This window comes from Candidatus Megaera polyxenophila, from assembly GCF_029982035.1.
GTDB classification, from domain to species: Bacteria; Pseudomonadota; Alphaproteobacteria; order Rickettsiales; family Rickettsiaceae; genus Megaera; species Megaera polyxenophila.
Window position 1 is genome coordinate 1,211,954 of the sequence record NZ_CP104166.1, and the last position, 23,830, is coordinate 1,235,783.

Consider the following 23,830-nt stretch of genomic DNA (forward strand, 5'->3'; position numbering starts at 1 on the left):
ATTCTGGGCTTTTTCTTAGGCCAAATTCTAATTATATATAGCTAACGTCCTATAACCCCTTTTTGAATTGGTTTAGCTATTTTTGCGCTTTCACTATCGCCGACACTAACACTCATTTTTGTGCTAGCTACTCCGCTAGCAATTTCTTGCGCAGATTTTTTAAGAGTAACCTCTTGAGTATATTTTAAACAAGCATCGCCAATCTTCCCAAGGCCAATTTTTTTACAGAATTCTCCGAATCCTTTTATTAACTTCTCACTTTTGCTTAACTTACTTTCAGTATTTAGTTCTGCCGCCATTTGTTTAGCCATATCTTTACGAACTGGGTCTTGATCGAGGCGATTCCAGTTATCCACGATTCTAGGATCTTTAGAAAGGGTTTTATTTAACTTATCATATAAAGCTTCCACATCGTCTGCGGTAAATTGCTTTCCTTTATGATTTTTAGTAAAATCATCTATTATTGGGACTAATACTTGTTTAACGTAGACTTCCATTTCTTGTGGCGTTAAAGCGTTTGGGGTAGACTTTGGATCTGAAATAGGCATAAATTCCTCCATTAAGAAAATAAAATATATATATGATATTTTAGTATAGAAGTATCAAGTTAAGTATTTAATTTTAACAATTTAATTATTAAATAATTAAATTTATCCGTAATGTTGTAATTAGGGTAAGATACGCCCTATTAGCTAATTTAAATTCAATTACCATAAATACAAAACTTAGCTTGGCTCAAGTTCCTTGTAGTTTTTTTGTTAATTCCTTTAAATTTAAAAACGATTTTATCAAGTTTTTTAGAATAGTCTATATCGACCAATCCGCCATTTTTAAGTTTACCGAAAAGAATTGCGTCGGCTATATGTTGTTTTATTTCCGTATCAATTATCCTATCAAGAACTCTAGCACCACTTTGTGCAACGTTATAATTCTTAATAAGATATTGTTTAACAGAGTTGCTAACTGAAAATCTGACTTTCTTATCGGCTAGCTGAGACGTAAGTTCTTCAAGGTTTTTACCGACTATTTTACTGACTATACTGTCTATAGGATTAAATAAGATAATTTTATCTAACCGGCTTATTAACTCACTGCTAAATTCACTATTAATAATATTTATATCAAATTGATCTTCTTTTGGTAAAACTGAGCTGTTAAATCCCATAGATGGCTTTGTCTTTTGTATAGCGATATTACTCGTTAGTATGATAATACAGTGTGAAAATTTCACTTTTTTACCTGTACTATCTGTTAATATCCCTTCATCCATAATTTGTAGAAGCAAATTATATACTTCAGGATTAGCTTTTTCTATTTCATCGAATAATAAAACTGAATAAGGGTATTTATCAACTTCATCGGTAAGCATACCACCTTGCTCAAAACCAATATATCCAGGCGAGCTGCCCAATAGTTTAGAAACAGAACTAGTTTCTACAAATTCGGACATATCATATTTTAGGAGTTTCATATCACAAAAGAATGACAGTTGTTTAGCAAGCTCTGTTTTTCCAACTCCGGTCGGGCCGATAAAAAGGTAGCAACCAATAGGTCTGGTAGGCTTCTTAAGACCAGCTTTAGATAATTTTATACTAGTACAAAGGCTTTCTATAGCTTCATCTTGACCAAAAATCCTATTTTTTAACTTATTTTCTAAATCCCTAATTTGTTCCCCTTCATCAATTGTTAAGTTTAAATTTGGAATATTTAAAATTGATGACACTAAATCTTCTATATCTTTTTCGGTAATTACAGCTTTTTTGTTATTACTTTTTTGGGTTTTAGCTCTTGCTCCTGCTTCATCAATCAAATCGATTGCTTTATCTGGTAAATGCCTTTGATTTATATATCTTTCTGATAAATTAACAGCTGCTTTTAAAGCTGCTTCCGTATAAGTTATCTTATGATGTTTTTCATAATAGCCTTTTAAACCTTTCAAAATATTTAATGTAACCTCTTGGCTAGGTTCTTCAACAATAACTTTCTGAAAGCGCCTAACAAGGGCCATATCTTTTTCAAAATTATTACGGTATTCCTTAAACGTAGTAGCACCGATACATCGTAATTGGCCACTCGCTAAGGCTGGTTTTAATAAATTACTAGCATCAAGTGCCCCGCTGGTGGTAGAACCAGCTCCAATTATTGAATGTATCTCATCAATAAAAAGAATAGCATTTTTTAACTTTCTTAAACATTCTAACATTCCCCTTATGCGTTCTTCAAAATCCCCTCTAAATTTTGTCCCAGCCACTAAATTTCCTATATCAAGGGAGTAAATCACGGCCGTTCTTAACATATCCGGTACATCACCTCTGACTATTCTAATGGAAAGCCCTTCGGCTATTGCCGTTTTACCGACACCGGCTTCGCCAACTAGTAAAGCATTGTTTTTTTTACGCCTGCAAAGAATTTCTATTGTCCTTTGTATTTCCGCCTCTCTACCTATTAAACAATCAATATCATTCTTATTTGCTTTTGCATTTAGGTTAACAGAATATTTTTGAAGTTCTACCTCTGGAGCACTTAGAATAGTATTGTCGTTAGAGCTAGATTCATTCAGATTTTTAGGAGATTTTAAGGCGGTGGCAATATCATTTTCCTCTATATTTTCACTAGATGATTGCTTCTTTGAAGGATATTGATTAGTTATAATGGTAGAATTATTACCCCTGTTATTATAATTGAGCACGTCTCCCCTTTTTAGATGAGCTTGTTTTAGGCACGTAAGGGCGTACGAATTATTTTCGAAAAAAAATTCAGCAAGTACATTAACCCCAGTAATCGGTTTTTGTCCATTTGTTGGGCTATGTAAAACCGCTCTTTGTACTATCCTTTGAAATCCTGCTGTAGGTTTTGATTCTTTGATGTTTTCATTAACTAATTCAACAAGGTAATTTTTTAAATAAGCAGTAAGTTTTTTGCTAATTGTTCTGGGATTGATATCTTTTTCTATCAACACTAGCTTGACATCTTCATCCTCCATAAGAGCAAGTAATAAATGCTCATAAGTAGCATATTCATGTTTGTAACTTGAAGCTAGATGTAGAGCTTTTCTCAAAGTTAATTCTAATGTGTTTGATAACATAGCTATTTATTAACCCTAAAAAAATATACTAATTAATAGGTTACTACGTTTAGTTTTAGGTATAAAATAATAATCAAACTTGTTGATTAAAGATTCTCACTGTGTGGTCTTAATATCAACCATGTATAACTTAAAATAGATTAAGGTTTATTTCATGAAAATTGGTGGCAAATTACAAAACAAGATTCTTATCTTATTAGCTATTGTATTTATGGTTTTTATAATGTTTAAGCTGCTAACTATTAGTAAAAGTCGTGACTTGGCAGAGCAAGTTCTTAACCGAGAAAATATGCAAGTCATTATTTATATAAAAGAAGGGTGCAGTTATTGCATGATGGCAAAAGATTTACTTGCAGAGAGTAAAATAATTTATGAAGCGATTGACCTTGGTTCTGATCTGGATCTTCGAAAAAAACTTGTTGAAAAAACAAAACAGACTACGGTACCATATATTTTTATTAATAATAAATTTATAGGCGGTTATAATGATCTTCTAAAACTAAAGAAAGAAAATAAACTCTAGAAGTAAAATATATTTATAATATTAACTTAAGAGCTGATATCGGTAACCGGTGATGCAAAATTGATGCATAACAGCTGCAAAATTCGGTATTATAGATAACCCTATTAAGAATCCTAATATTTAGAGCTGGTAAGAAAATGAAAGAGCCTTGTAATTAAATATCCTGAATGTTAATACTTATACTCAAAACACTAAAATTTCTAGCATTTAGCTGTTTTATTTTGCTAGTTTAAATATATTTACAATATGGGTATCATAATGTATAACCCGCATTCTAAGCATATTTTTAGCTAACTATTTTTAAAAATCTTAAAGAGCATTTTATGACATATGTACCAATGGTTGTAGAACAAACATCGAAAGGTGAAAGAGCCTATGACATATATTCAAGATTATTAAAGGAAAGAATTGTTTTTGTTTGTGGAGAATTTGAAGACCACATGGCAAACTTAATCATTGCTCAGCTACTTTTTTTGGAAGCAGAAAATCCAGAAAAAGAGGTGTATATGTATATAAACTCTCCCGGAGGTGTGGTAAGTTCCGGTTTTGCAATTTATGATACAATGCAATATATAAAACCTAAAATAGCAACTTTATGTATTGGTCAGGCATGCTCTATGGGTGCTACAATTCTTCTTGCTGGAGAGCCAGGAATGAGATACGCATTACCAAACAGCCGAATTATGATCCACCAGCCAATTGGCGGGTATCGAGGCCAAGCAACTGATATAGAGATACATGCTAAGGAAACAAAAAATGTTAAAAATATGCTACAAAAAATGTATTCCAAGCATACGGGTCAAACTATTGCAACTATAGAAAATAGTATGGAAAGGGATAATTTCATGTCCCCTGCTGAAGCGCAAAAATTTGGTATTATTGATAAAATAATTCACAGCAGAGAGTTAATGACTTCCCAATAAGATTTCTTGTTTAAAAACTCAAAATTAGAATTTTTTGGTAAGTTATTAACATAAATATAATTTGTTATTTTGTGACCATAACCTTTATAAATAATACCAAATGTATTTATAGTTTACTTTCAAAAATTTACCTGATAATAATGTAATTTAAGATAAATGAAGAGTTAGAGTCATTATGAAAAACGAATCAGACAAGAAATCGCTGCATTGTTCGTTTTGTGGAAAAAACCAATATGAAGTAAAAAAGCTTATTGCAGGCCCTACTGTGTTTATTTGCGATGAGTGTGTAGAAATATGCCTGGATATCATAAAAGAAGAATCAAAAGAACAACTGGCAGAGGTAGCTTCTCTCATTCCGAAACCAAAGGAGATTTATGAAGCTCTGAATCAATATGTTATCGGTCAAGATAAAGCTAAAAAAGTATTATCAGTGGCTGTTTATAATCATTATAAACGTTTAGAAAGTTTTGCAAAGAAAGAGGATGATGTAGAACTCAATAAATCTAATATTATGCTAGTTGGTTCTACAGGATCTGGTAAAACATTACTGGCCCAAACATTAGCGAAAGTTCTTAACGTTCCTTTTACAATGGCGGATGCTACCTCCCTAACTGAGGCTGGATACGTAGGGGAAGACGTAGAAAACATCTTGCTTAGACTGTTGCAGGCAGCGGAGTTTAATGTAGAAAAAGCGCAGAAGGGTATAATTTACATAGATGAAATTGATAAGATAGCTAAAAAATCTGAAAATGTCTCGATTACCAGAGATGTTTCCGGAGAAGGGGTGCAGCAAGCCCTACTAAAAATAATGGAAGGGACAGTTTCTTATGTTCCTCCTCAAGGCGGAAGAAAACATCCTCAGCAAGATTTTATTCAAATCGATACCTCAAATATTTTATTTATATGTGGCGGGGCTTTTATGGGGATAGAATCTATAATTAATGCCAGAAATAACAAAAGTTCTATAGGTTTTGCAGCTTCTGTAAAATCTAAGGAAGATATGCGCTATAGTGATTTGCTAAAAGATTTACAAGTTGAAGATATAATTAAATTCGGGATGATTCCTGAATTTGTAGGGCGTTTACCGGTTATTACTAGCCTTGATGAACTTGATAAGGAGGCTTTAATCAGTATTTTAACAAAGCCTAAAAATGCAATCATAAAACAATATAAAAAATTATTTGCGTTGAATGATGCGGAGTTAACTATAACTGATGATGCTATAGAAGCAATCGCTGAGAAAGCTTTAAAAAGAGCTACTGGGGCAAGAGGGCTTCGTTCCATAATAGAGGAACAACTTTTGGAAAACATGTTTAATTTTTCAGAGCTTAAAAATAAGGAAGTCATTATTAATAAGAGTGTGGTAGAAGGAAATGAACTACCCAAAATAACAGCAAGAAAAGCTGTAAAGGCGACAGCTAGGCCGCAAGCAAAACGTATTGCTGTATAAATAATTATATGGTTTCTGCGGTATCTTTCAGAAAAACTGATTTAGAAGAGTTTTTGCAAAACTACTTTTATAAGGGGTTTCAAAGCTGTATACCGCTGCAAGGGGATGCAGGTCTTCGCTCATACTATCGGATTAAGGAAAGCGATGACAGATCATACATTCTGATGGATTGTCCTCCTACATATTGTAGCATTGATCCATTCATTGAAATAGCACACTACTTAAGATCACAGAATTTTTCTAGTCCAGAAATTTTCCATTTTGATAGTAAAAAGGGGTTTATTATATTGGAAGATTTTGGCGATGTGAGTGTTAAGAATGTAATTCAAAATTCTCCACACGATTTGCATTTAAGGAAAAATACTTATTCCTCTATGCTTGACGTATTAATTTTGTTACAACAGAATATACCTACTTTTAGTTTAAAAATTTATGATAATAATTTACTGCTCAATGAACTTAAATTATTTACAGAGTGGTATATTCTTTATCGGTTAAAAAGAAATTTAAGTATTATAGAATTAGATGACTTTAAAGATATTTGGCAGAGAATTTTAAATCATCAACTCTCTTTTAATAATTGTCTTGTACTAAGAGATTACCACGTTGAAAACATAATGTATCTTGAGAGCTATAAGGGTATTAAATCACTGGGGTTACTTGATTTTCAAGACGCAATAATAGGTTCGCCTATATATGACGTTATATCAGTTTTAGAAGATGCAAGAATTAAAGTACCACGAGCCTTTGCTCTTGATTGTCTTAAATATTTTGCTGCGGAAAAAAAACTAGAGTTACCAGACGTTTTAGTAGATTATCATATTCTGGGAGCTCAAAGAAACCTACGAATTTTAGGGGTATTCGCCAGAAAGTATATTAGAGATAAAAACGGTAATTATTTACGATATATTCCCTTAGTCCTTGAATATTTGAATTATGATCTTTCGCACCCGATAATGTTAAAATTAAAAAATTGGTTTAGCAAAATTATTAATTAAGTAGTAAAATACCATAATGACCATGGATTTAATTAATAAAACAGAGAAAAATAAAGGAGGGCAACCCCTGCCCCCTATTGATACTATTATGCTTTTTGCAGCTGGTTTAGGGTCGAGGATGAGGCACTTAACTGAAAATAGTCCTAAATCACTTATTCCTGTACTTGGTAAGCCAATACTACATCATGCTCTGGATTTATGCAAAACTTACCCTTTTAAGAAAATTGTTATTAACACGCATTATCTTCGTAAACAAGTCGAGTCCTCATTAAAGGAATATATGGTTAATAATCCGAATTTTTCTGACGTTACTACTATATATGAGGAAGAATTATTGGAAACCGGAGGGGCTATAAAAAATGCAAAGGAAATATTAGGAGATAAACCCATATTTACTCTAAATACTGATACTATACTGCGAGCAAATTATAACATTTTTAAAGATATGATTAAGGAATGGAATCCAGAAAAAATGGATTTTTTACTTCTTTTGCAGCCCTATGATAGAGCAGTTGGGTATACTGGCCGTCATGGAGATTTTGAAATGGATCGATACGGCAGGCTTAGTAGACCAGATATAGAAGGTAATTACAGTTTTATGTATACAGGACTTAGTATTTTAAAACCCGCTACCATAGCCAAAAACCCTCTTAAAATTTTCTCCTTAAAAGAATATTATTTAAACAGCCAGAAAATATTCGGTATTAAAGCAAAAGATGCACGATGGTATCATGCAAGCAGACCAGAAGACTTAGTAGAAATTGAAATTGACATGCTTGCTTACGGAAATATATAAACTTATCAGTTAGTAAACGTTTAGTTACCTGTGTAATTTATAGATATGATTACACAACTGCATTTTTAGGTTAATTTACAACCCGATAGTAGGAAGTGAGTTTTTTAAATTTACTAACAAACTTCCGGTCGGCGGTATACTGATAATTTTGTATTGGAAAACCTAATTTTTTATTTTCTTTCCCCTAAATTATCTATAGCGAATGAGCAGAAAGAAAGAAATTGTTTTAATAAAAAAAAAGAGCCAACTAAATAAATTAGCTAGCTCCCTAGAGTAATTTGTACTGCTTGCTTATTATTTCAGCGCAGTAACACCCCTACGATTTTTGCTCCATGCTGCTTCGTTATCACCGATAACTTCTGGTCTTTCCTTACCATAAGAAATGGTTTCAATACGTTTTGAATCAACACCGTGGTGCGCTAAGAACCCCTTAACTGCGTGGGCTCTTCTTTCACCTAAAGCAATATTGTACTCTCTTGTACCTCTTTCATCGCAATGTCCTTCGATTACCATGCTAATGGCTGGATGCTCTTTTAGCCATTTTGCTTGGCGCATCAAGGTCTGTTGTGCTTCATGGGAAAGAGAAGAACTATCGTAGCTAAAGAATATTTTAGATCCGGCTTCTTTTTCGAATGCTGCAGCCTGGGAATGGCCAGCACCATGCTTGCCTACAGAAGAGCTACAACCAGCAAGTAGAAGCATTGTGCAGAAAGCTAATGCAATTTTTTTTATCATAACTAAATCTCCATAAATTAACTTAAAAACTTATTATCTAAAACACCTCGTGCAATTTGGATTGCATTTTAGTATATGATAATAATGATGGATTATAACAACTTTATTTATCGTGATAAACCTTAATTTTTAGGGAATCAATTAAAAGAAGATGTGTTAAGTTTTATGTGGCATAAATATCATTATTTACCTGATATAGACATGGGATTATATTAATTATTTATTGGTTATTTACAACAATTTCACTAGATTAGTTAATATGACCTCAGATTTAAGCAATAAATCATATCCTGATATTTGGGTGTTAGTTGATAACCGCACAGGAGGAGCTAATCAAGCTTTAGCGTTAGCTTCTAGATTGAGCCCAAGGCATCAAGTAAAAAATATTGAATATAATAATTTCAGTAGTTTACCGAGTTTTGTACTAGTTTCCTGGCCGATAAATATAAGAAGATCAGTTTTAAATGAGTTAAAGTCTCAAAACCCTCCCGATATTATTGTTTCTTCAGGTAGGAGAACTGCTGCGCTAGCGATTTACTTAAAAAAGAGATTCAATAATAAAATTAAGGTTGTTCAAATTATGCGCCCGGGACTGAATCCCAAATTGTTTGATCTAATAATTCTTCCCCAGCATGATAATTATAATTATACCTTACCTAATATAGTTAGAATAATTGGTGCTTTAAATGATGTGCAGAGTTCGATGCTGCACACTAAATCTGCATTTAGGACCAATTATCCGGAGTTACCAAATTTTATTGCAGTTATTATAGGGGGATCGACCAAAAGTTATAAATTTAGTGCAGAAACTGCCGAATTCTTATCTAATAAAATTCTTGCTATATCTGCCTATCATTCTTTACCAGTTTTTATTAGTTTTAGTAGAAGAACCCCACAAGACGTAAAAGAAATTTTTAAAAATAAATTTCCAGAGCCTCATATGATTTATGATACGGATGGGAATTTACCGAATCCATATCCAGGAATCATAGGAGAAGGAGAATATATAATCATTACTGCTGATTCAATTTCTATGTGCAGCGAAGCAGCAAGTACAGGTAAGCCAATTTACATTTTCTATCCGGAAAATTTTAAACTTAAAAAACATAGGTTTTTCGTTCAGCAATTAATAGATATAGGTGTTGCAAGGATTTTAGGTCAAACTACTGCTTTTCTTGAAAAATATGATTACGAGCCTCTATATGAAATAGATAAAGTTGCAGGAATCATTAATAAGAAACTTGTTAAAGAAAAAGTATAAATATTTTTATGAGCTTTAAGTTAGATCCAATCCTTGAAAGAGATAGTCATCATTTAACCCAGCTAAAACTGTGTCAAATAAGGTTAATGGATAATTCTAATTACCCATGGCTTATTTTAGTACCGATGAAAAATAATATTATAGAAATTACTGATTTTGAACAAGCTGATTATGATCTCTTTAATTGGGAAATAAGAAAAGTAGCTAAAATTCTTCAGAATGAATTTAAACCAGATAAATTGAATATTGCCACCATAGGCAATATTGTCCCCCAGCTGCATGTTCATATTATTGTACGGTTTAAGAATGACGGGCTATTTCCTAAAACGGTTTGGGGGAGTCAGTTCGTACCTTACGAACACGAAAATTTGAAAGCCATAAAAGATATCATAATTAAATCCCTTATTGCCTATTAAAATAGGAAAACATAGTTCTTATAATTATTCCTAAACTAAATATGAAATTTTAGGTATGTACTTCAAGTGCTAAATATATTATCGTTATTAAACTTTCAATTCTAATTTAAGTTACCGTAAATAAATATTATGAAGTTTGATTTTGATATAGCAGTTATAATCGCATTTTTATTATTAAATTTAATTTTCGGGCTAGCATCAGGGCGGGGTATAAAAAACATTCGCGAGTATGCTATAGGTAGCAGAAATTTTAGTACTGCAACTATAGTAGCTACCATAGTTGCGACATGGATTTTTGGTAGCGTCGTTTCACTCAACTTAATAGAAACATATAATAATGGATTATATTTTATAATTCCTGGTATAGCTGATGGAATATCATTTTTTATAATTGCCTATTTTTATGCTCCGCGCATGAAGGAATTTCTAGGAAAGTTATCAGTAGCTGAAGCTATGGGCAGCGTATATGGAAAAAATGTACGTATTATTACCGCAATTTCAGGGATAATTCCGGCAATAGGGAATATAGCGATACAATTTTCAATTTTTACAATTTTGCTTAATTATTTATTTGGGGAAGTAAATATTTATATTTTATTATTTGGTAGTTTGGTAGTTATTACTTATTCAAGCTTAGGAGGAATTAAATCGGTGACTTTTACCGATATGATCCAATTTTTTACTTTCGGAGTAGTAATCCCCATGATGGTTTTTCTAATCTGGAAAGAAATAAGCAGCGTAGATGAAATTTCAAACATTTTAATAACAAATCCTCTTTTTGATTATAAAGAGGTTTTAAATATTGATAACCCAAGGTTTAGCACTGTAATATTACTATTTTTATTCTTCATGATTCCTGGGCTAGATCCTGCTCTGTTTCAAAGGATAACAATGGCTAAAAGCACTACGCAAATCACTAGAGCTTTTATCGTTTCCGGAATTATTATTACTTGTTTTTATATGTTAATTGATTTTGCAGGTGTATTACTCCTAGCGGATAATGTGACCAATATAAATGAAAATAATATACTACGGTATGTTCTGGATAATTATTGCCATGCTGGTTTTAAAGGGTTTTTTATAATAGGCATTATGGCAATGATAATGTCTACTGCTGATTCTTATATTAATACTTCCTCGATATTATTTTCTTACGATTTATGCCAATCTTTAGGCGTTAGGCTATCAGAGCAGAAAACCTTATTATTGATCCGTATCTCTTCTTTATTTATAGGATTTGCAGGGCTATTACTGAGTTTTTTGTCAGGAAATTTGCTTGAAATGATTTTGGCTTCTCACGGGTTTTACATGCCGATAGTATCGATTCCATTAATATTAGCCATATTTGGTTTTCGCAGTTCTAGCACAGCGGTATTAATCGGAATGGTTGCAGGGTTTGTTACAGTAATTTACTTTAAAGTCTTTTCGAAAGTAGACAGTATTATACCCGGTATGCTCGGTAACCTGATATTTTTCATGGGAAGCCATTATATATTAGGTGAAAAAGGCGGGTGGGTTGGAATTAAAGATAAATCTCCACTTGATGCTTTAAGACTTGAGAGGAAAAGAAAAATTAACCGTTTTCTCCAATCAATCAAAACGTTTAGCTTTATTGGATTTTGCCAGAATAATACTCCAAAAGAGGAAAGGATATTTGTTTATTTTGGCTTATTTTCTGCAATTATAGTATTTTCAAATGCTTATCCCCTCCCGAAAAATTTACAAGAGCAATACATAACTACTCTTAATTCCATCTATTATTCAACATTAATGCTATCAGCTGTATTTATAACTTATCCGGTTTGGCTCGAAAAATTTAAGAATAAAATATTTATTTCTGTTTTATGGAATCTAACGGTATTTTACAACTTAGTTTTTTGCAGTAGTTTACTCGTTGTTATAAGTCTATTTAACCAAATAAATGTAGCGGTACTAATTACCGGTTTAATAACAGTTGCAATCCTCATGAGGTGGCAAGTGGCAATTTTAATGATTATAAGCGGCGTAGCTATGTCTATCTGGTTTTATGAAAATTATCTGCAGCTTGATTTTGTTCCTGATTATGTTGTTAATCTGCAATTTAAAATAATTTACTTTCTGCTATTGATAAGTACTGTATTAATTGCATTTTTAAAACCCAAACAGGAGCAAAATCAGCTTACAGAAGATAAAGTACTTCATCTGGGTAATCAGTTGCAAGATCATGCTATAAGTTTAGAAAAGGCATTAAAAGTAAAAAGCGAATTCTTACAAAATATTGAACATGAGGGGCATACCCCAATTACCGGAATTACAACCACAGGCCAGGTACTTTATGAATATTATGACCAGCTCAGCGAAAAAGAACGGAAAGAAATGGCCAGGAATATTGCTAAAAGCTCTGACAGGTTGCTTACTTTAGTAAACAATTTAATTGACGTTTCAAAACTTAGTACCATGAAATACCAATTAAATAAAACCCAAGTAAATTTAAGCGAGCTTTTATATGATCGGCTAGAATATTGCAAAAAATTATATCTAGAACAAAAGAACTTGAATTTTTTTAATAGAATGGAAGATAATATACTGATCGAATGTGATCGACACTATATAACTTCAGCTATTGATAGTTTAATTGTTAATGCAATAAAGCATACCCGCGAAGGTGACATAACCATAGGTCTGCACAGAAGCGAATTTGAACTTAAATTTAGCATAAGTAACGGGGGAGAAATACCAAAAGAAGAGTTAAATACTATATTTGAACCATTTACGATTGGTTCAAATAGCCGCACAAAATCGGGTGCTATTCCTAATGGACAAAGAGGTTTAGGCCTGGCTTTGTGCAAGTTAGCTATAGAAGCTCATGGCGGGTGCATCTGGGTTGAAAATAGCATGCACAGAGAGGTTATTTTTACATTTACTATCCCAGTAAACAAGTAGTTTAATTTAAATTAAGGATCATATTTTGGCCTTATCGTTATAAGGCCAAGCAATTGCCAAAATTGTTGCTAATGAAATGATGAACATGAACCACCCTATTACAAATGGGGATTTTGTATAATGGTATAACCCAAGACAAATAGCTGGGGCCATTTTACCTATAATTGCTGTTCCTATTGAATATCCAATACCGACTATTAAATATTTTTCTGGTTTATGTATAATAGTCTCATACCATAAGTTTATAACATCACTAAAAACAACCCCTATTAATATGATCCAAATTTTTATCGATATTATATAAGCAAATGAACTGGTTTCAATTGGATACCATATTGGGATTATGGTAATTGCCATGATTCCAGCAGTAAATAATAATAAGTTTTTGATCTCAAATTTAAACAGAAGAGTTCCTATTACGGGAAGCAGGATCATATCCATGATTAAGAGTATGGTATTAGAAGTCATCATATTTTCTAAAGTAAATCCGGTAAATTCTGGAATTAAATTATTCATAATAATAAACGGTACTGAGTATGTTGCATAACTGAATCCGGAGGTAATAGCTACCCTCAGTAATGAACCTTTATTATCCCATAGGGTTTTTACTGTTCCGATAGAATATAATGATAATGTTTGTTTAATATTGAGCGGTAACTTTTCAGTTTTATAAATTCTTAAGATATAACCGAATAAAGCAGTAATGCCCCCAATGACAAAACACATGCGCCAATATATTGATTCTTGACGATTAAGAGCAATGGTACTTGCAAAAGATGCAAATACTATACCTAACATTACAGATGTCTGGTACAAATAAGAACTTTTTAAAGCCTCGCTCTTCTTTTTCTCTGCTAAAATATATAGCTTTGCTATTGAAATTTCACCTGCTGAAAAAATTCCTGAAAAAAAACGAAGGATAATAAGCAAGATAGGGGCATAAACTCCTATCTGATTATAGGTAGGTAGAAAACCAAGAGCTAAAGTGGTCATCCCCACCCCAACTAAAGAATATGATAAACTCATCGCCGGTCCGGAAGTTAGAGCTATAAGGCCAAAAATATACGATCCTAATGGCCTTGTAATTATTGTAGTAGCTAAAACGCTGTAAGCTAGTATTAAGGAAATTATCGGATCGGAAGTGGGAAAAAACAATTGGGCAAATATCGGAGCTAAAAAACTATAGAGAGCCGTATCAAAATGATCTACTGCGCTGCCAATTAAAATTGAGTAATCTCGTTTGGATAAATTTTTCATATATTATGTTATAATAATATTAAATTTACCAAGAGATGATCATCTTAAGGCGATGTTCTAAACATGCCATTAGGTACGAGTGCTATTTACCTCCCTTCGCAGGCATTATCCTGAATCAGGTAGATCAAATTTCTAAAAATTTGAGTAGGGTATAATCTCAGCCTTTATTTATGGCACCCCTGGTATCTTCTATCCAAGATATATAAGTATTTTTTATTGTCAATGAGCAGATAACTTTTTACGTTGTAGCTAACTAAACTGAAAGAGTTTTTAATGATGTTAGATGAGAAATTTTGATAACTGAAAAAGATCTCTTTTTTAAGGTTTGGTACCCGCGGCCGGACTTGAACCGGCACGAGCTAAGCTCCACAGATTTTAAGTCTATTATGTCTACCATTCCATCACGCGGGCACAAACTTGAGTCGCAATATTATTCGAAAAACTTGGGCGGTGCAAGTTTTTTTTCATCTATCTACCTAGTTATAAGGTTCTTTTAACGTGACCAGTATATAGCTGGCGCGGCCTCGTAATTTTGAATTCTTGATCTTCCCACATTTCTTTCCATTGAGAAACCCAGCCTGCTGTTCGTGCTACGGCAAATAATACTGTAAACATAGAAGCGGGAATTCCCATGGCTTTGTATATTATGCCTGAATAAAAATCTACATTCGGATATAGTTTTCTTTCGATAAAATATTCATCATGGAGAGCTATTTTTTCTAGTTCCATAGCTATTTCAAGCATTGGATTACCTTTTAATTGACCCAGTTCTTCAAGAACCTCTTTGCAAGTTTCTCTCAGTACTTCTGCTCTTGGATCATAATGTTTATATACTCTATGGCCAAAACCCATCAAACGGAAACTGTCATTTTTATCTTTTGCACGTTTTATATAGGTCGGAATATTATTAACAGAACCTATTTCTGCCAGCATTTTTATTACCGCTTCATTAGCTCCCCCGTGAGCTGGCCCCCACAAAGATGCAATACCGGCACTAACAGCAGCAAAGGGGTTGGATCCGGATGATCCGCAAGTGCGTACGGTTGAAGTAGAAGCATTTTGCTCATGATCTGCATGTAAAATAAAAATTTTATCTAAAGCTTTAGCAAGTACAGGATTTACCTTGTACTTCTTGCTCGGTGAGGCAAACATCATGTGTAGAAAATTTTCGGTAAAATGTAGCTCATCTAATGGATAAACAAAAGCCTGGCTAAGTGAATATTTATAAGTCATTGCAGCAATGGTTGGCATCTTGGCAATCATTCTATGCGCTGCTAACTCTCTTCCTTCTATTGAAGTCATATCAAGGCTCTCATGATAAAAAGCAGAAAGAGAACCTACTACCGATAATATAACAGCCATGGGATGTGCTGAATGACGGAAAGCACCGAAAATATTCCTTGTTTGTTCATTAACAAGAGCGTGATAGGCAATATCCTCTCTAAAATCTTTATACTGTGTTGCATTAGGTAGCTCACCATGGAGCAGAAGGTGTGATACTTCAAGGAAATTCTTGTTTTCAGCAAGTTCCTTTATGTCATATCCTCGATGCCTTAATATCCCATTATCGCCGTCGATATAAGTAATATTAGAAGTGCATGATGCCGTAGACATGAAACCAGGATCATAAGTAAAGTAACCGGTCTGGCTATATAATTTTGTAACATCTATCACATCCTGACCAATCGAAGCTTTTTTAATTGGTAATTTATGGACTTTATCCTTGATTTTAAGTTCTGCAAATTCTTCGCTCATTGTATACCTCTTGGTTTATCTACTTAGCAATTTACTAGAATTTTTAATTGTAGTTTATTGCTGAAAGAATTTACAACCAAAATAGTATATCAAATAGTTTCTTCGATAAATTGTTGTATCTTTATTAAATCAAACCAGGTGTCCTTTTTTTTAGCAGGTTGCCTAAGAAGATAAGCTGGGTGAAAAATAGCCATAGTGGTAATGGGCTGTGGCAAATAGTTATTTTGATAAAAATGTTTAGTATTCCTGGCTGTATTAATGCTAGTTTTATCACCGAATAGACCGGTAACGGCCGTGCTGCCTACGCAAATGATTAGTTTAGGATTTATAAGAGCAATATGCTTTTCCAAAAATGGCTGGCAAATATTTATTTCCTGTTTTGTAGGTTTTCTATTTGCTGGTGGTCGCCAAAAAACTGTATTAGTTATATATATATTTTCCTTTCTGGATAGTTTAACTGTAGAAAGCATTATATCTAGCAGCATACCGCTTTCACCGCAGAAAGGAATGCCCAATTCATCTTCTTTTGCTCCTGGTGCTTCGCCTATTAACATTATTTTTGCTCCCGGATTACCATCTGCAAAAACGGTATTTAGTGCAAAGTTTTTCAAAGTACAACCGTTAAAATTGGCAACTATTTCTTTTAACTTATCCAATGAACTGATACTATCTGCCAAAGATCGTGCTTCTTTAACGCTTGATACTTCTTTATCCACGTCATTATTATTAATAACAGTTAGTTTCTCTGCGGTATGGAATTTTGTTGATTCATTGACCATAATTGTATCACAACCTATTTCTTGCTTCTTGTTGTAGTGGCCTTTTAATTCGTTAATAAGAGAAATATCACTATCTTTTTTTGTAGAAAAATAATATTCTATACCAATTGATTTAAGCCATTTTATATATTCTAATTTTTGAGCTATATTGTTCATAGGTATTTTACTTATAAGTTAAAGGTTTTTAGCTGGTAAATCAATATTAATCATTGTCCTATAATATGTCCCGACATAATTTTATTATCCCTGAAAATTTAGATGGTTTAAGAGTAGATAAAGCTTTGACTTTATATTGTGGCGATACTTCAAGAAGCCAAATTCAAAAAGCTATCAAGCACCAAAAACTGCTGCTAAATGGCCAGATTGTTTCAACCTTATCGTTACGAGTCAAAAAAAACGATGATATTGATCTGCTTCTTGAAGAAGAAGTACAACCAGGAATCGTATCGTCTAACATTCCTCTTGATATCATTTACGAGGATAATGACTTAATAGTATTAAATAAATCATCCTCCATGACAGTCCACCCAGGAGCTGGTGATTATAAAGATACTTTGGTTAACGCTTTGCTGTACCATACTGATAAATTATCGGATGAAGGGGGAGAAATTAGACCAGGTATTGTTCATAGGTTAGATAAAAATACTTCGGGTTTAATGGTTGTAGCAAAAAATAATGCGGCCCATCGAGCACTCGCTACGCAAATTGAATCAAGAACGCTTAAAAGAAAATATAAAGCTTTGGTTTGGGGAATAATCAAGCCTCCCGAGGGGATCATAACTCAACCGATGGCTCGAAGTAAATTAGACCGAAAAAAGATGACTACCGTAAAATCAGGAGGTAAAGCTGCAATTACCCATTATAAAACATTAGAGATTTTTAAAAGCGGTATGTTCAGTTTGGTTGAATGTAGCCTTGAAACTGGTAGAACTCATCAAATTCGTGTTCATTTAAGCCATATCGGCCATTCGATAGTAGGAGACCAAACTTATGGAAATAATAAGAGGAAAACCACAGGCTGTCCCAAGACTCTAAGGGAGGTGCTTATTAAATTTGACCATCAAGCTTTGCATTCTTTTTATATCAGTTTTATTCATCCTATAACTGAGGTATTGATGGAGTTTGAAAAAGAATTACCGGTTGATTACAATGAGCTCATAACTTGCTTAAAAACAAGTTAGTTGACTTTAACTGTGTTTGTAAATAAAGTCTTTGTAAAAATTGCAATTTCTTGCCATTAAAATGAAAAAACTAAGCATTTTACTATCTATCTTATTTTTATTGCTATTGCCGGCTTGTTCCGATAATAAGAATGATCATGTCTGGATTGCTGGCACTAGTGCTGATAATCCACCGTATGAATTTATGCAAAATGGTGAAATAGTTGGGTTTGATATTGATCTTATTAATGAGATCGGAAAATTTTTAGGCAAAAAACTCGAATTTAGAAACATGGAGTTCCACAGTTTGCTTGCTGCTCTTTCTACTAACAGCGTGGATCTAGTTATCGCTGGTTTATCTAATACACCAGAACGATCCTCAAGAGTGGACTTTTCTATTACTTATATTTCTTCGGAAATTGCAATTTTATATAGAAAAGAGGATAATTTTACTAATTGTAAGGATTTAAAAGGTAAAAAAGTAGGAGCCCAACTCGGTACCACATGGAACTTAATTGCTAATGAGCTAGCTACAGCCAACGATTTTACTATTACTTCTTTATCCGGTAATTTAATGCTTGTAGAAGAACTAAAATCCAGACGTATTGATGCGTTAGTTTTAGAGGAAGCTCAAGCTAAAAAATTCATAGAGATTTATCCGGATTTGGCTAGATTTGCTGAGAAAAATTTAAGTTCCTCATTTGCTATTGCGATGCCAAAAAATTCGCCTCATAAACAGGATATAGATCGTGCAATTAAAGCCCTTAAAAATAATGGAACAACTCAGGCTTTAGCTAAAAAATGGGGATTAGCTGGTGCAAAGTGACGAATTTAAAGCTGCAGTCGGGAAGTATCCTACTGGCATAACTATTGTTTCCACCAAACATGACAATAGATTTTATGGATTTACGGCTAATTCTTTTACTTCGGTTTCTCTTGATCCTGCTTTAATTTCGTTTTGTTTAAATGTAAAATCCGCTAGTTTCGATGCTTTTTTCAGTACAAAATATTTTGCAATTAATATTTTATCAAACTACCAGATAGATTTAGCAACACGCTTTGCTTCTTCAAATATTGATAAGTTCCAAAATGTCAGTTTTACAGAAAATAATTTTGGTGTACCCCTGGTAAGTAATGTTTTAAGCTGGATAGAATGCGAGAAATACAAGCATGTAGAATGCGGGGATCATTATATTTTCATAGGTAAAGCATTGAAAGTAACAGTAAATAACAATTTGGATTCTATTTCTCCTCTTGTTTATTATGGAAAGTCTTATAAAGAACTAAAATGAGCATTATTAATATTGGATTACATGGAGCTTCTGGAAGGATGGGCGCGGCAGTTACGGAAGCTATTGCAAGGCAAAGCGATAAATTTGATCTGGTTACGAAATTTTCAAAACACCGAAATAATTATACATTATTGGATTTTTGTCTAGCTTCCGATATAATAATTGATTTTTCATCTGCGGACGCATTAGAAAACCTGCTTAAGGTATCTACCGAAACTGATAAAAAACTAGTTATAGGTACTACAGGCTTATCTAGTACGCATATTAAAGAAATTGAAAAAGCTTCACAATCAATTGCAATATTATATTCTCCCAACATGAGTATAGGCGCAAATCTAGTAATAGAGATGGCTGGAAAAATATCCAGAATTTTAGAAGATTATGACGTTGAGATTATTGATATTCATCACAAGCATAAAAAAGATGCTCCTTCCGGAACTGCTATTGCTATTGGCCAAAACATAGCTAAACATAGAGAGCAAAAGTTTGAAGAAGTTGCCGTTTTTGATAGGGTTAATAAAGGGATTAGGAAGGATGGTGATATAGGTTTCTCTGCTCTTAGATCAGGAGGAATTTGGGGAGAGCATGAAGTAATATTTGCAGGATCTACTGAAGTAGTTACTATAGGCTCTAGAGCTTTAAGTAGAGAGGTATTTGCAAATGGGGCTTTATTTGCGGCAAGGTGGTTAAGTTCCATAACTGAGCCTGGTCTTTACCTAATGCAAGATATCTTCAAGATTTAATTTTAGTTAGGTGTTAGCTTATAGAAGTGCTTTTGTACACTAGTGATTTGCAATTATATATCTGGTTTATTAAAATATAGTCCGTTTTGTTGGAATTTTTGCATCCGGAGGTCTTATATATAACTGCCCTATACCTTGATTTACTTCTCCATTATTTATTTTTTCATCGGCATATTTACAAACTTGAGTGGCATTAATCCTGGCAAAACGGGGCAAGATAGTAATATTAGTGTTTTTCTCTATTTGATCATATATTTCACTCATGCCGCTTCCCGTACAGACTATTTTCTTTTTTTTATCCCTAAATAAGTTAGAAACCTTATCAATATCAATTAATCCATATTTGCCTTTATTGCTTTCAGGGTCAAATTCCTGATAATATAGCTGATTCCTATAAGCATTAAGTAAAATCACTGCTTTATCAAAATATTTTACCTGGCGTTGTAAACGGTAATAAGACATCTCAAAATTCGAAATTGCTAGGCCTTGTATGTTAGTAGATATTAAAATACCCTCTGCTGTAGCTAGGCCAATCCTAATTCCTGTAAAACTTCCTGGCCCATTAGTAAGAGCCAAATAATCAATATCTTGGTAATCATAATTTATTGATTGTAACGCTCTTTCAATTAATAAAATTAGAATTTCTGCCTGCATAGATGGTCTTAAGTCTTCTTCATAGGCAAGAATCTCCTGGCCAGCTGAAATAGCCACACTACAGTTATTATTAGAAACATCAAAAGCAAGTATACGATTTACCGGTTTCACAATGATTAATATTTTAAAAACCCAAATTTATTTGTATAGTATGTGTAATTTAAGAATCAAATTTAAAGAAAAACATATGATTAATCCAGCAATATTTAGAGCTTACGATATCAGAGGCAATAGCAATAACGACCTCTCTCCTGAAATAGCATATAAAATTGGCTTCTGCTTTGCACGAATTATCCTATCAAGTCAGAAGGAAGCGGAATCAAATTTTATTTGTGTAGGAAGAGATGGGCGGCTGAGTTCTGAGGAACTTTGTAACGCTTTGTTGCAAGGGATAAGAGCAACAGGAGCAAATGTTAAATATATAGGTTTAGTTGCCACTCCTACTTTATATTTTGCTGATAAAATCTTCTCTGCTCCTGCGAGCATTATGGTTACTGGGTCTCATAACCCAAAAGACGATAACGGTTTTAAAATGGTGAAAAATAATGCCCCTTTCTTTGGTTTAATGATTCAGGATTTAAGAAAACAGATAGAAGAATTTAACTGGCCCGCCCTTGAAATAAAAGATAATTATGTTCAAGATTGTATTGACCTTAAAGAGCAATATATAGATAGAATATTATTAAATAGGAAAATTAGTAAAAACCTAAAAATAGCTTTTGATCCGGCAAATGGAGCAGCCGGAGAGCTCGTTTCAATTTTATGTAGAAAATTACCTGGCCAAACTTTTATCATTAACGAGAAAATTGATGGCAATTTTCCTGGGCATGATCCAGATCCGACTATTCCTCGGAATTTAGACCAATTAAAAAATTATGTTTTAGAGAATAATTGTGATGTTGGGATCGGCTTTGACGGAGATGCTGATAGAATAGGAATCATTACCAAGAAGGGAGGCTTTGTTCCCGGTGATCAGCTCCTTTGCTTATATGCAAAAGATGTAATATCAAAATCACCTGGGGCGAAAATAATTGCTGATATTAAAGCAAGCGGAGTACTATTTGATTATGTAAAGGAAATCGGAGGTGTTCCAATAATGTGGAAAACCGGACATTCATTTATTAAAGCTAAAATAAAAGAATCCGGCGCAAAGTTAGCTGGAGAAATGAGTGGGCATATATTTTTTGCTGATGAATATTATGGATATGATGATGGTTTATATGCTGCTGCTCGGTTAATCGATATTATGTCAAACTCTTCGGAATCAATCGATGATATGATAGAGAATTTGCCAAAAGTATATAATACTACAGAAATAAAATTAGCTGTTAATGACGAAATAAAATTTAAAATAATTGATAGTGTTAAAGAATTAATTAAAAACCGAAATATTGATTTTGTTGATATAGATGGTTTACGCGTTACCACTAAGCATGGTTGGTGGTTGCTTAGGGCTTCAAATACTGGGGCGGCTATTATTGCTCGGTTTGAATCCTCGAGCGAAGAGGGACTAGAAATTATAAAAAATGAAGTTAAGGGGATATTATCTAAATATAATATTAATTTAGAAATTTAATTTAAATTGATTATCTATCTTCAAATCCAATTTTTGTAACCAAGATGAGCATTATTACCTTCAAGCCATTAAGTAAATCCCATCTGGATTTGTTGCTAACATGGCTAGAGACTTCTCATGTAAAGGCATGGTGGGATCAGGATGTTAAATGGACGATGAAGTTGGTTGAGGAGAAATACGGTCATTATATTAAGGGATATAAAAAACTTCAGGGTAAGGAAAAAATAATTAAAAAGTCTATGTGGGCTTTTATCATTTTTTTTGAGGAAATCCCAATCGGCTATATCCAATATTATAATGTTCATGACTTTCCGCGGGAACAAGGCTATGACATTTCGGAATTACCTATCTCTTGTGCTGGCGTTGATTGGTATATTGGCGAAGTAGAATTTGCCGGTAAGGGTATTGGAACTAAAGCATTAAGCGATTTTTTACACCAATACGTTTTTCCTTCATTTAAGCATGTATTTGTTGATCCGGATACTGCTAATACTCGTGCAATTAGAGTTTATACAAAAACAGGATTTACAGTGATTAAAAAAGTAAATGGTGGTAAAATTACCTGGATGTTATGCGAAAGGGACTAAAATTATGCAAATCATTTCAGGATCAAGCAATAAGCTGCTAGCTAAGAAAATCGCTGAAAATACAGGTTATAAGCTACTTAATACCGAAATCAGAAATTTTGGTGACGGTGAATTAAGAGTAGAAGTTCAAGATAAGATCGAAGAAGATGTGATTATAGTGCAATCTACCTCTTCTCCTGTTAATGATCATCTTATGGAGCTATTGCTTTTAATAGATACGGCTAAAAGAGCTGGGGCAAGGAATATAATCGGTGTAATTCCATATTTTGGTTACAGCAGGCAAGACCGTTCCACCTATCAACATGGTCCGATATCTGCAAGCTTGGTAGTTAAGCTCTTGGAAGGTGCAGGAATAACAAAAATTATAACTCTTGACCTTCATTCAAAACAATTAGAAGGTGTATTTAATGTTCCAATTTTTAACTTTGATCCAGCAAGTATATTTTTCCCTTTTTATAAAAACAGCCAGGAGATAGTTGTGGTTTCGCCTGATATAGGTGGGATTGCTAGAGCTCGTAACTTTTGTTCTCTTTTCGGCAAGGATCTAGCAGTTATTAATAAATATCGTGATACTAACAACGAATGTTTTATGTCTAAAATAATTGGTAACGTTAAAAATAAAAAATGTATTATAATTGATGATATAGTAGATAGTGGAAATACTTTATGCAAAGCTGCCCAGTTGCTAAAAGAGCATGAGGCCTTAGCTATAGAAGCGTATGTTACTCATCCTGTTTTATCAGGAAATGCAAAAGAAAAAATCATGCTTTCTCCAATTGATAAAATTTTTGTTTCAGATTCAATTTATCATACTTCCTTACCTGATAAATTTGTAACTGTATTTATTGATGAATTGTTAACGCACAAGTTGTAATTGATTTTTGCAAAAACATATTATACAAGCTATACTATAACTTT

22 protein-coding genes and 1 tRNA gene are annotated in these 23,830 nt (G+C 33.2%); 15 read left to right on the forward strand and 8 right to left on the reverse strand.

Features of this window, described 5'->3' with window-relative positions:
• Positions 1 to 41: 41 nt before the first annotated feature.
• Both N3Z16_RS06470 and N3Z16_RS06475 read right to left on the reverse strand, forming a co-directional pair.
• Complete coding sequence (locus N3Z16_RS06470) at positions 42 to 548, reverse strand: hypothetical protein (RefSeq protein ID WP_223939296.1); 507 nt, start codon at positions 546 to 548, stop codon at positions 42 to 44.
• A 155-nt stretch (positions 549 to 703) separates the two neighbouring features.
• On the reverse strand, positions 704 to 3,085 hold the full coding sequence (locus N3Z16_RS06475) for an AAA family ATPase (protein ID WP_282485857.1): 2,382 nt from the start codon (positions 3,083 to 3,085) through the stop codon (positions 704 to 706).
• A 154-nt stretch (positions 3,086 to 3,239) separates the two neighbouring features.
• On the opposite strand from N3Z16_RS06475, the gene N3Z16_RS06480 reads away from it, so the two are divergent.
• The 5 genes from N3Z16_RS06480 (at position 3,240) to N3Z16_RS06500 (ending at position 7,775) form a co-directional block, all read left to right on the forward strand.
• Positions 3,240 to 3,608: a glutaredoxin gene (locus N3Z16_RS06480; RefSeq protein WP_282485858.1), complete on the forward strand. Its 369-nt coding sequence runs from the start codon at positions 3,240 to 3,242 to the stop codon at positions 3,606 to 3,608.
• Positions 3,609 to 3,931: 323 nt separating this feature from the next.
• Positions 3,932 to 4,531, forward strand: a complete 600-nt coding sequence (locus tag N3Z16_RS06485; RefSeq protein ID WP_223939292.1) for an ATP-dependent Clp protease proteolytic subunit — start codon at positions 3,932 to 3,934, stop codon at positions 4,529 to 4,531.
• Between the two features lie 175 nt (positions 4,532 to 4,706).
• Complete coding sequence (clpX, locus tag N3Z16_RS06490; protein ID WP_282485860.1) at positions 4,707 to 5,981, forward strand: ATP-dependent Clp protease ATP-binding subunit ClpX; 1,275 nt, start codon at positions 4,707 to 4,709, stop codon at positions 5,979 to 5,981.
• An 8-nt stretch (positions 5,982 to 5,989) separates the two neighbouring features.
• Positions 5,990 to 6,979, forward strand: coding sequence for an aminoglycoside phosphotransferase family protein (locus tag N3Z16_RS06495; RefSeq protein ID WP_223939290.1), 990 nt, complete (start codon positions 5,990 to 5,992; stop codon positions 6,977 to 6,979).
• Between the two features lie 22 nt (positions 6,980 to 7,001).
• Entirely contained in the window at positions 7,002 to 7,775 is a 774-nt protein-coding gene (locus N3Z16_RS06500; RefSeq protein ID WP_223939289.1) for a sugar phosphate nucleotidyltransferase, read from the forward strand.
• Positions 7,776 to 8,069: 294 nt separating this feature from the next.
• Here the strand turns inward: N3Z16_RS06500 and pal are convergent, their stop codons facing one another.
• Positions 8,070 to 8,510: a peptidoglycan-associated lipoprotein Pal gene (pal, locus tag N3Z16_RS06505; protein WP_223939288.1), complete on the reverse strand. Its 441-nt coding sequence runs from the start codon at positions 8,508 to 8,510 to the stop codon at positions 8,070 to 8,072.
• A 259-nt stretch (positions 8,511 to 8,769) separates the two neighbouring features.
• On the opposite strand from pal, the gene N3Z16_RS06510 reads away from it, so the two are divergent.
• From N3Z16_RS06510 to N3Z16_RS06520, 3 genes are all read left to right on the forward strand, one after another.
• Entirely contained in the window at positions 8,770 to 9,771 is a 1,002-nt protein-coding gene (locus tag N3Z16_RS06510; protein ID WP_282485862.1) for a mitochondrial fission ELM1 family protein, read from the forward strand.
• 8 nt (positions 9,772 to 9,779) lie between these two features.
• Complete coding sequence (locus N3Z16_RS06515; RefSeq protein WP_282485864.1) at positions 9,780 to 10,187, forward strand: HIT domain-containing protein; 408 nt, start codon at positions 9,780 to 9,782, stop codon at positions 10,185 to 10,187.
• Between the two features lie 129 nt (positions 10,188 to 10,316).
• The gene (locus N3Z16_RS06520) at positions 10,317 to 13,109 is read left to right on the forward strand and encodes a sodium:solute symporter family transporter (protein WP_282485865.1); all 2,793 of its coding nucleotides are present in this window, start codon (positions 10,317 to 10,319) and stop codon (positions 13,107 to 13,109) included.
• 18 nt (positions 13,110 to 13,127) lie between these two features.
• Here N3Z16_RS06520 and N3Z16_RS06525 read toward each other — a convergent pair whose 3' ends face one another.
• The 4 genes from N3Z16_RS06525 to N3Z16_RS06540 form a co-directional block, all read right to left on the reverse strand.
• Complete coding sequence (locus N3Z16_RS06525) at positions 13,128 to 14,366, reverse strand: MFS transporter (protein WP_282485866.1); 1,239 nt, start codon at positions 14,364 to 14,366, stop codon at positions 13,128 to 13,130.
• A gap of 326 nt (positions 14,367 to 14,692) precedes the next feature.
• A tRNA-Leu gene (locus N3Z16_RS06530) sits at positions 14,693 to 14,777 on the reverse strand.
• A 69-nt stretch (positions 14,778 to 14,846) separates the two neighbouring features.
• Complete coding sequence (locus N3Z16_RS06535; protein ID WP_223939283.1) at positions 14,847 to 16,121, reverse strand: citrate synthase; 1,275 nt, start codon at positions 16,119 to 16,121, stop codon at positions 14,847 to 14,849.
• Positions 16,122 to 16,210: 89 nt separating this feature from the next.
• The gene (locus tag N3Z16_RS06540) at positions 16,211 to 17,056 is read right to left on the reverse strand and encodes a uracil-DNA glycosylase (RefSeq protein ID WP_223939282.1); all 846 of its coding nucleotides are present in this window, start codon (positions 17,054 to 17,056) and stop codon (positions 16,211 to 16,213) included.
• 65 nt (positions 17,057 to 17,121) lie between these two features.
• Here N3Z16_RS06540 and N3Z16_RS06545 point away from each other — a divergent pair, with 65 nt between their 5' ends.
• The 4 genes from N3Z16_RS06545 to dapB all read left to right on the forward strand — a co-directional run bounded on the left by N3Z16_RS06545 (position 17,122) and on the right by dapB (position 20,095).
• Positions 17,122 to 18,081 carry an RluA family pseudouridine synthase gene (locus N3Z16_RS06545; RefSeq protein WP_282485867.1) on the forward strand — a complete coding sequence of 320 codons (960 nt, stop codon included), beginning with the start codon at positions 17,122 to 17,124 and terminating at the stop codon, positions 18,079 to 18,081.
• Positions 18,082 to 18,142: 61 nt separating this feature from the next.
• Positions 18,143 to 18,886 carry a transporter substrate-binding domain-containing protein gene (locus N3Z16_RS06550; RefSeq protein ID WP_282485868.1) on the forward strand — a complete coding sequence of 248 codons (744 nt, stop codon included), beginning with the start codon at positions 18,143 to 18,145 and terminating at the stop codon, positions 18,884 to 18,886.
• Complete coding sequence (locus N3Z16_RS06555) at positions 18,876 to 19,352, forward strand: flavin reductase family protein (protein ID WP_282485869.1); 477 nt, start codon at positions 18,876 to 18,878, stop codon at positions 19,350 to 19,352. Before N3Z16_RS06550 ends, N3Z16_RS06555 begins: the two co-directional genes overlap by 11 nt.
• Entirely contained in the window at positions 19,349 to 20,095 is a 747-nt protein-coding gene (dapB, locus tag N3Z16_RS06560; RefSeq protein ID WP_282485870.1) for a 4-hydroxy-tetrahydrodipicolinate reductase, read from the forward strand. Before N3Z16_RS06555 ends, dapB begins: the two co-directional genes overlap by 4 nt.
• Positions 20,096 to 20,164: 69 nt before the next feature.
• Here dapB and tsaB read toward each other — a convergent pair whose 3' ends face one another.
• Complete coding sequence (tsaB, locus tag N3Z16_RS06565) at positions 20,165 to 20,860, reverse strand: tRNA (adenosine(37)-N6)-threonylcarbamoyltransferase complex dimerization subunit type 1 TsaB (RefSeq protein ID WP_282485871.1); 696 nt, start codon at positions 20,858 to 20,860, stop codon at positions 20,165 to 20,167.
• 40 nt (positions 20,861 to 20,900) lie between these two features.
• On the opposite strand from tsaB, the gene N3Z16_RS06570 reads away from it, so the two are divergent.
• From N3Z16_RS06570 to N3Z16_RS06580, 3 genes are read left to right on the forward strand one after another with little or no spacing between them, the layout of a single operon-like run.
• A complete protein-coding gene (locus N3Z16_RS06570) occupies positions 20,901 to 22,325 on the forward strand; it encodes a phosphomannomutase/phosphoglucomutase (protein WP_282485872.1) in 1,425 nt (474 codons plus the stop codon).
• 44 nt (positions 22,326 to 22,369) lie between these two features.
• The gene (locus N3Z16_RS06575) at positions 22,370 to 22,912 is read left to right on the forward strand and encodes a GNAT family N-acetyltransferase (RefSeq protein WP_282485873.1); all 543 of its coding nucleotides are present in this window, start codon (positions 22,370 to 22,372) and stop codon (positions 22,910 to 22,912) included.
• A complete protein-coding gene (locus N3Z16_RS06580; protein WP_282485874.1) occupies positions 22,875 to 23,786 on the forward strand; it encodes a ribose-phosphate diphosphokinase in 912 nt (303 codons plus the stop codon). Before N3Z16_RS06575 ends, N3Z16_RS06580 begins: the two co-directional genes overlap by 38 nt.
• Positions 23,787 to 23,830 lie beyond the last annotated feature (44 nt).

Bases quoted from the DNA above. Each gene is read 5' to 3' on its own strand.
- N3Z16_RS06550 (WP_282485868.1), top strand. From the start codon at position 18,143: ATGAAAAAACTAAGCATTTTACTATCTATCTTATTTTTATTGCTATTG.
- N3Z16_RS06470 (WP_223939296.1), bottom strand. From the start codon at position 548: ATGCCTATTTCAGATCCAAAGTCTACCCCAAACGCTTTAACGCCACAA.
- N3Z16_RS06495 (WP_223939290.1), top strand. From the start codon at position 5,990: ATGGTTTCTGCGGTATCTTTCAGAAAAACTGATTTAGAAGAGTTTTTG.
- N3Z16_RS06480 (WP_282485858.1), top strand. From the start codon at position 3,240: ATGAAAATTGGTGGCAAATTACAAAACAAGATTCTTATCTTATTAGCT.
- N3Z16_RS06520 (WP_282485865.1), top strand. From the start codon at position 10,317: ATGAAGTTTGATTTTGATATAGCAGTTATAATCGCATTTTTATTATTA.
- clpX (WP_282485860.1), top strand. From the start codon at position 4,707: ATGAAAAACGAATCAGACAAGAAATCGCTGCATTGTTCGTTTTGTGGA.
- N3Z16_RS06535 (WP_223939283.1), bottom strand. From the start codon at position 16,121: ATGAGCGAAGAATTTGCAGAACTTAAAATCAAGGATAAAGTCCATAAA.
- N3Z16_RS06510 (WP_282485862.1), top strand. From the start codon at position 8,770: ATGACCTCAGATTTAAGCAATAAATCATATCCTGATATTTGGGTGTTA.
- N3Z16_RS06475 (WP_282485857.1), bottom strand. From the start codon at position 3,085: ATGTTATCAAACACATTAGAATTAACTTTGAGAAAAGCTCTACATCTA.
- dapB (WP_282485870.1), top strand. From the start codon at position 19,349: ATGAGCATTATTAATATTGGATTACATGGAGCTTCTGGAAGGATGGGC.
- pal (WP_223939288.1), bottom strand. From the start codon at position 8,510: ATGATAAAAAAAATTGCATTAGCTTTCTGCACAATGCTTCTACTTGCT.
- N3Z16_RS06540 (WP_223939282.1), bottom strand. From the start codon at position 17,056: ATGAACAATATAGCTCAAAAATTAGAATATATAAAATGGCTTAAATCA.
- N3Z16_RS06570 (WP_282485872.1), top strand. From the start codon at position 20,901: ATGTGTAATTTAAGAATCAAATTTAAAGAAAAACATATGATTAATCCA.
- N3Z16_RS06545 (WP_282485867.1), top strand. From the start codon at position 17,122: ATGTCCCGACATAATTTTATTATCCCTGAAAATTTAGATGGTTTAAGA.
- N3Z16_RS06515 (WP_282485864.1), top strand. From the start codon at position 9,780: ATGAGCTTTAAGTTAGATCCAATCCTTGAAAGAGATAGTCATCATTTA.
- N3Z16_RS06575 (WP_282485873.1), top strand. From the start codon at position 22,370: ATGAGCATTATTACCTTCAAGCCATTAAGTAAATCCCATCTGGATTTG.
- N3Z16_RS06525 (WP_282485866.1), bottom strand. From the start codon at position 14,366: ATGAAAAATTTATCCAAACGAGATTACTCAATTTTAATTGGCAGCGCA.
- N3Z16_RS06485 (WP_223939292.1), top strand. From the start codon at position 3,932: ATGACATATGTACCAATGGTTGTAGAACAAACATCGAAAGGTGAAAGA.
- N3Z16_RS06500 (WP_223939289.1), top strand. From the start codon at position 7,002: ATGGATTTAATTAATAAAACAGAGAAAAATAAAGGAGGGCAACCCCTG.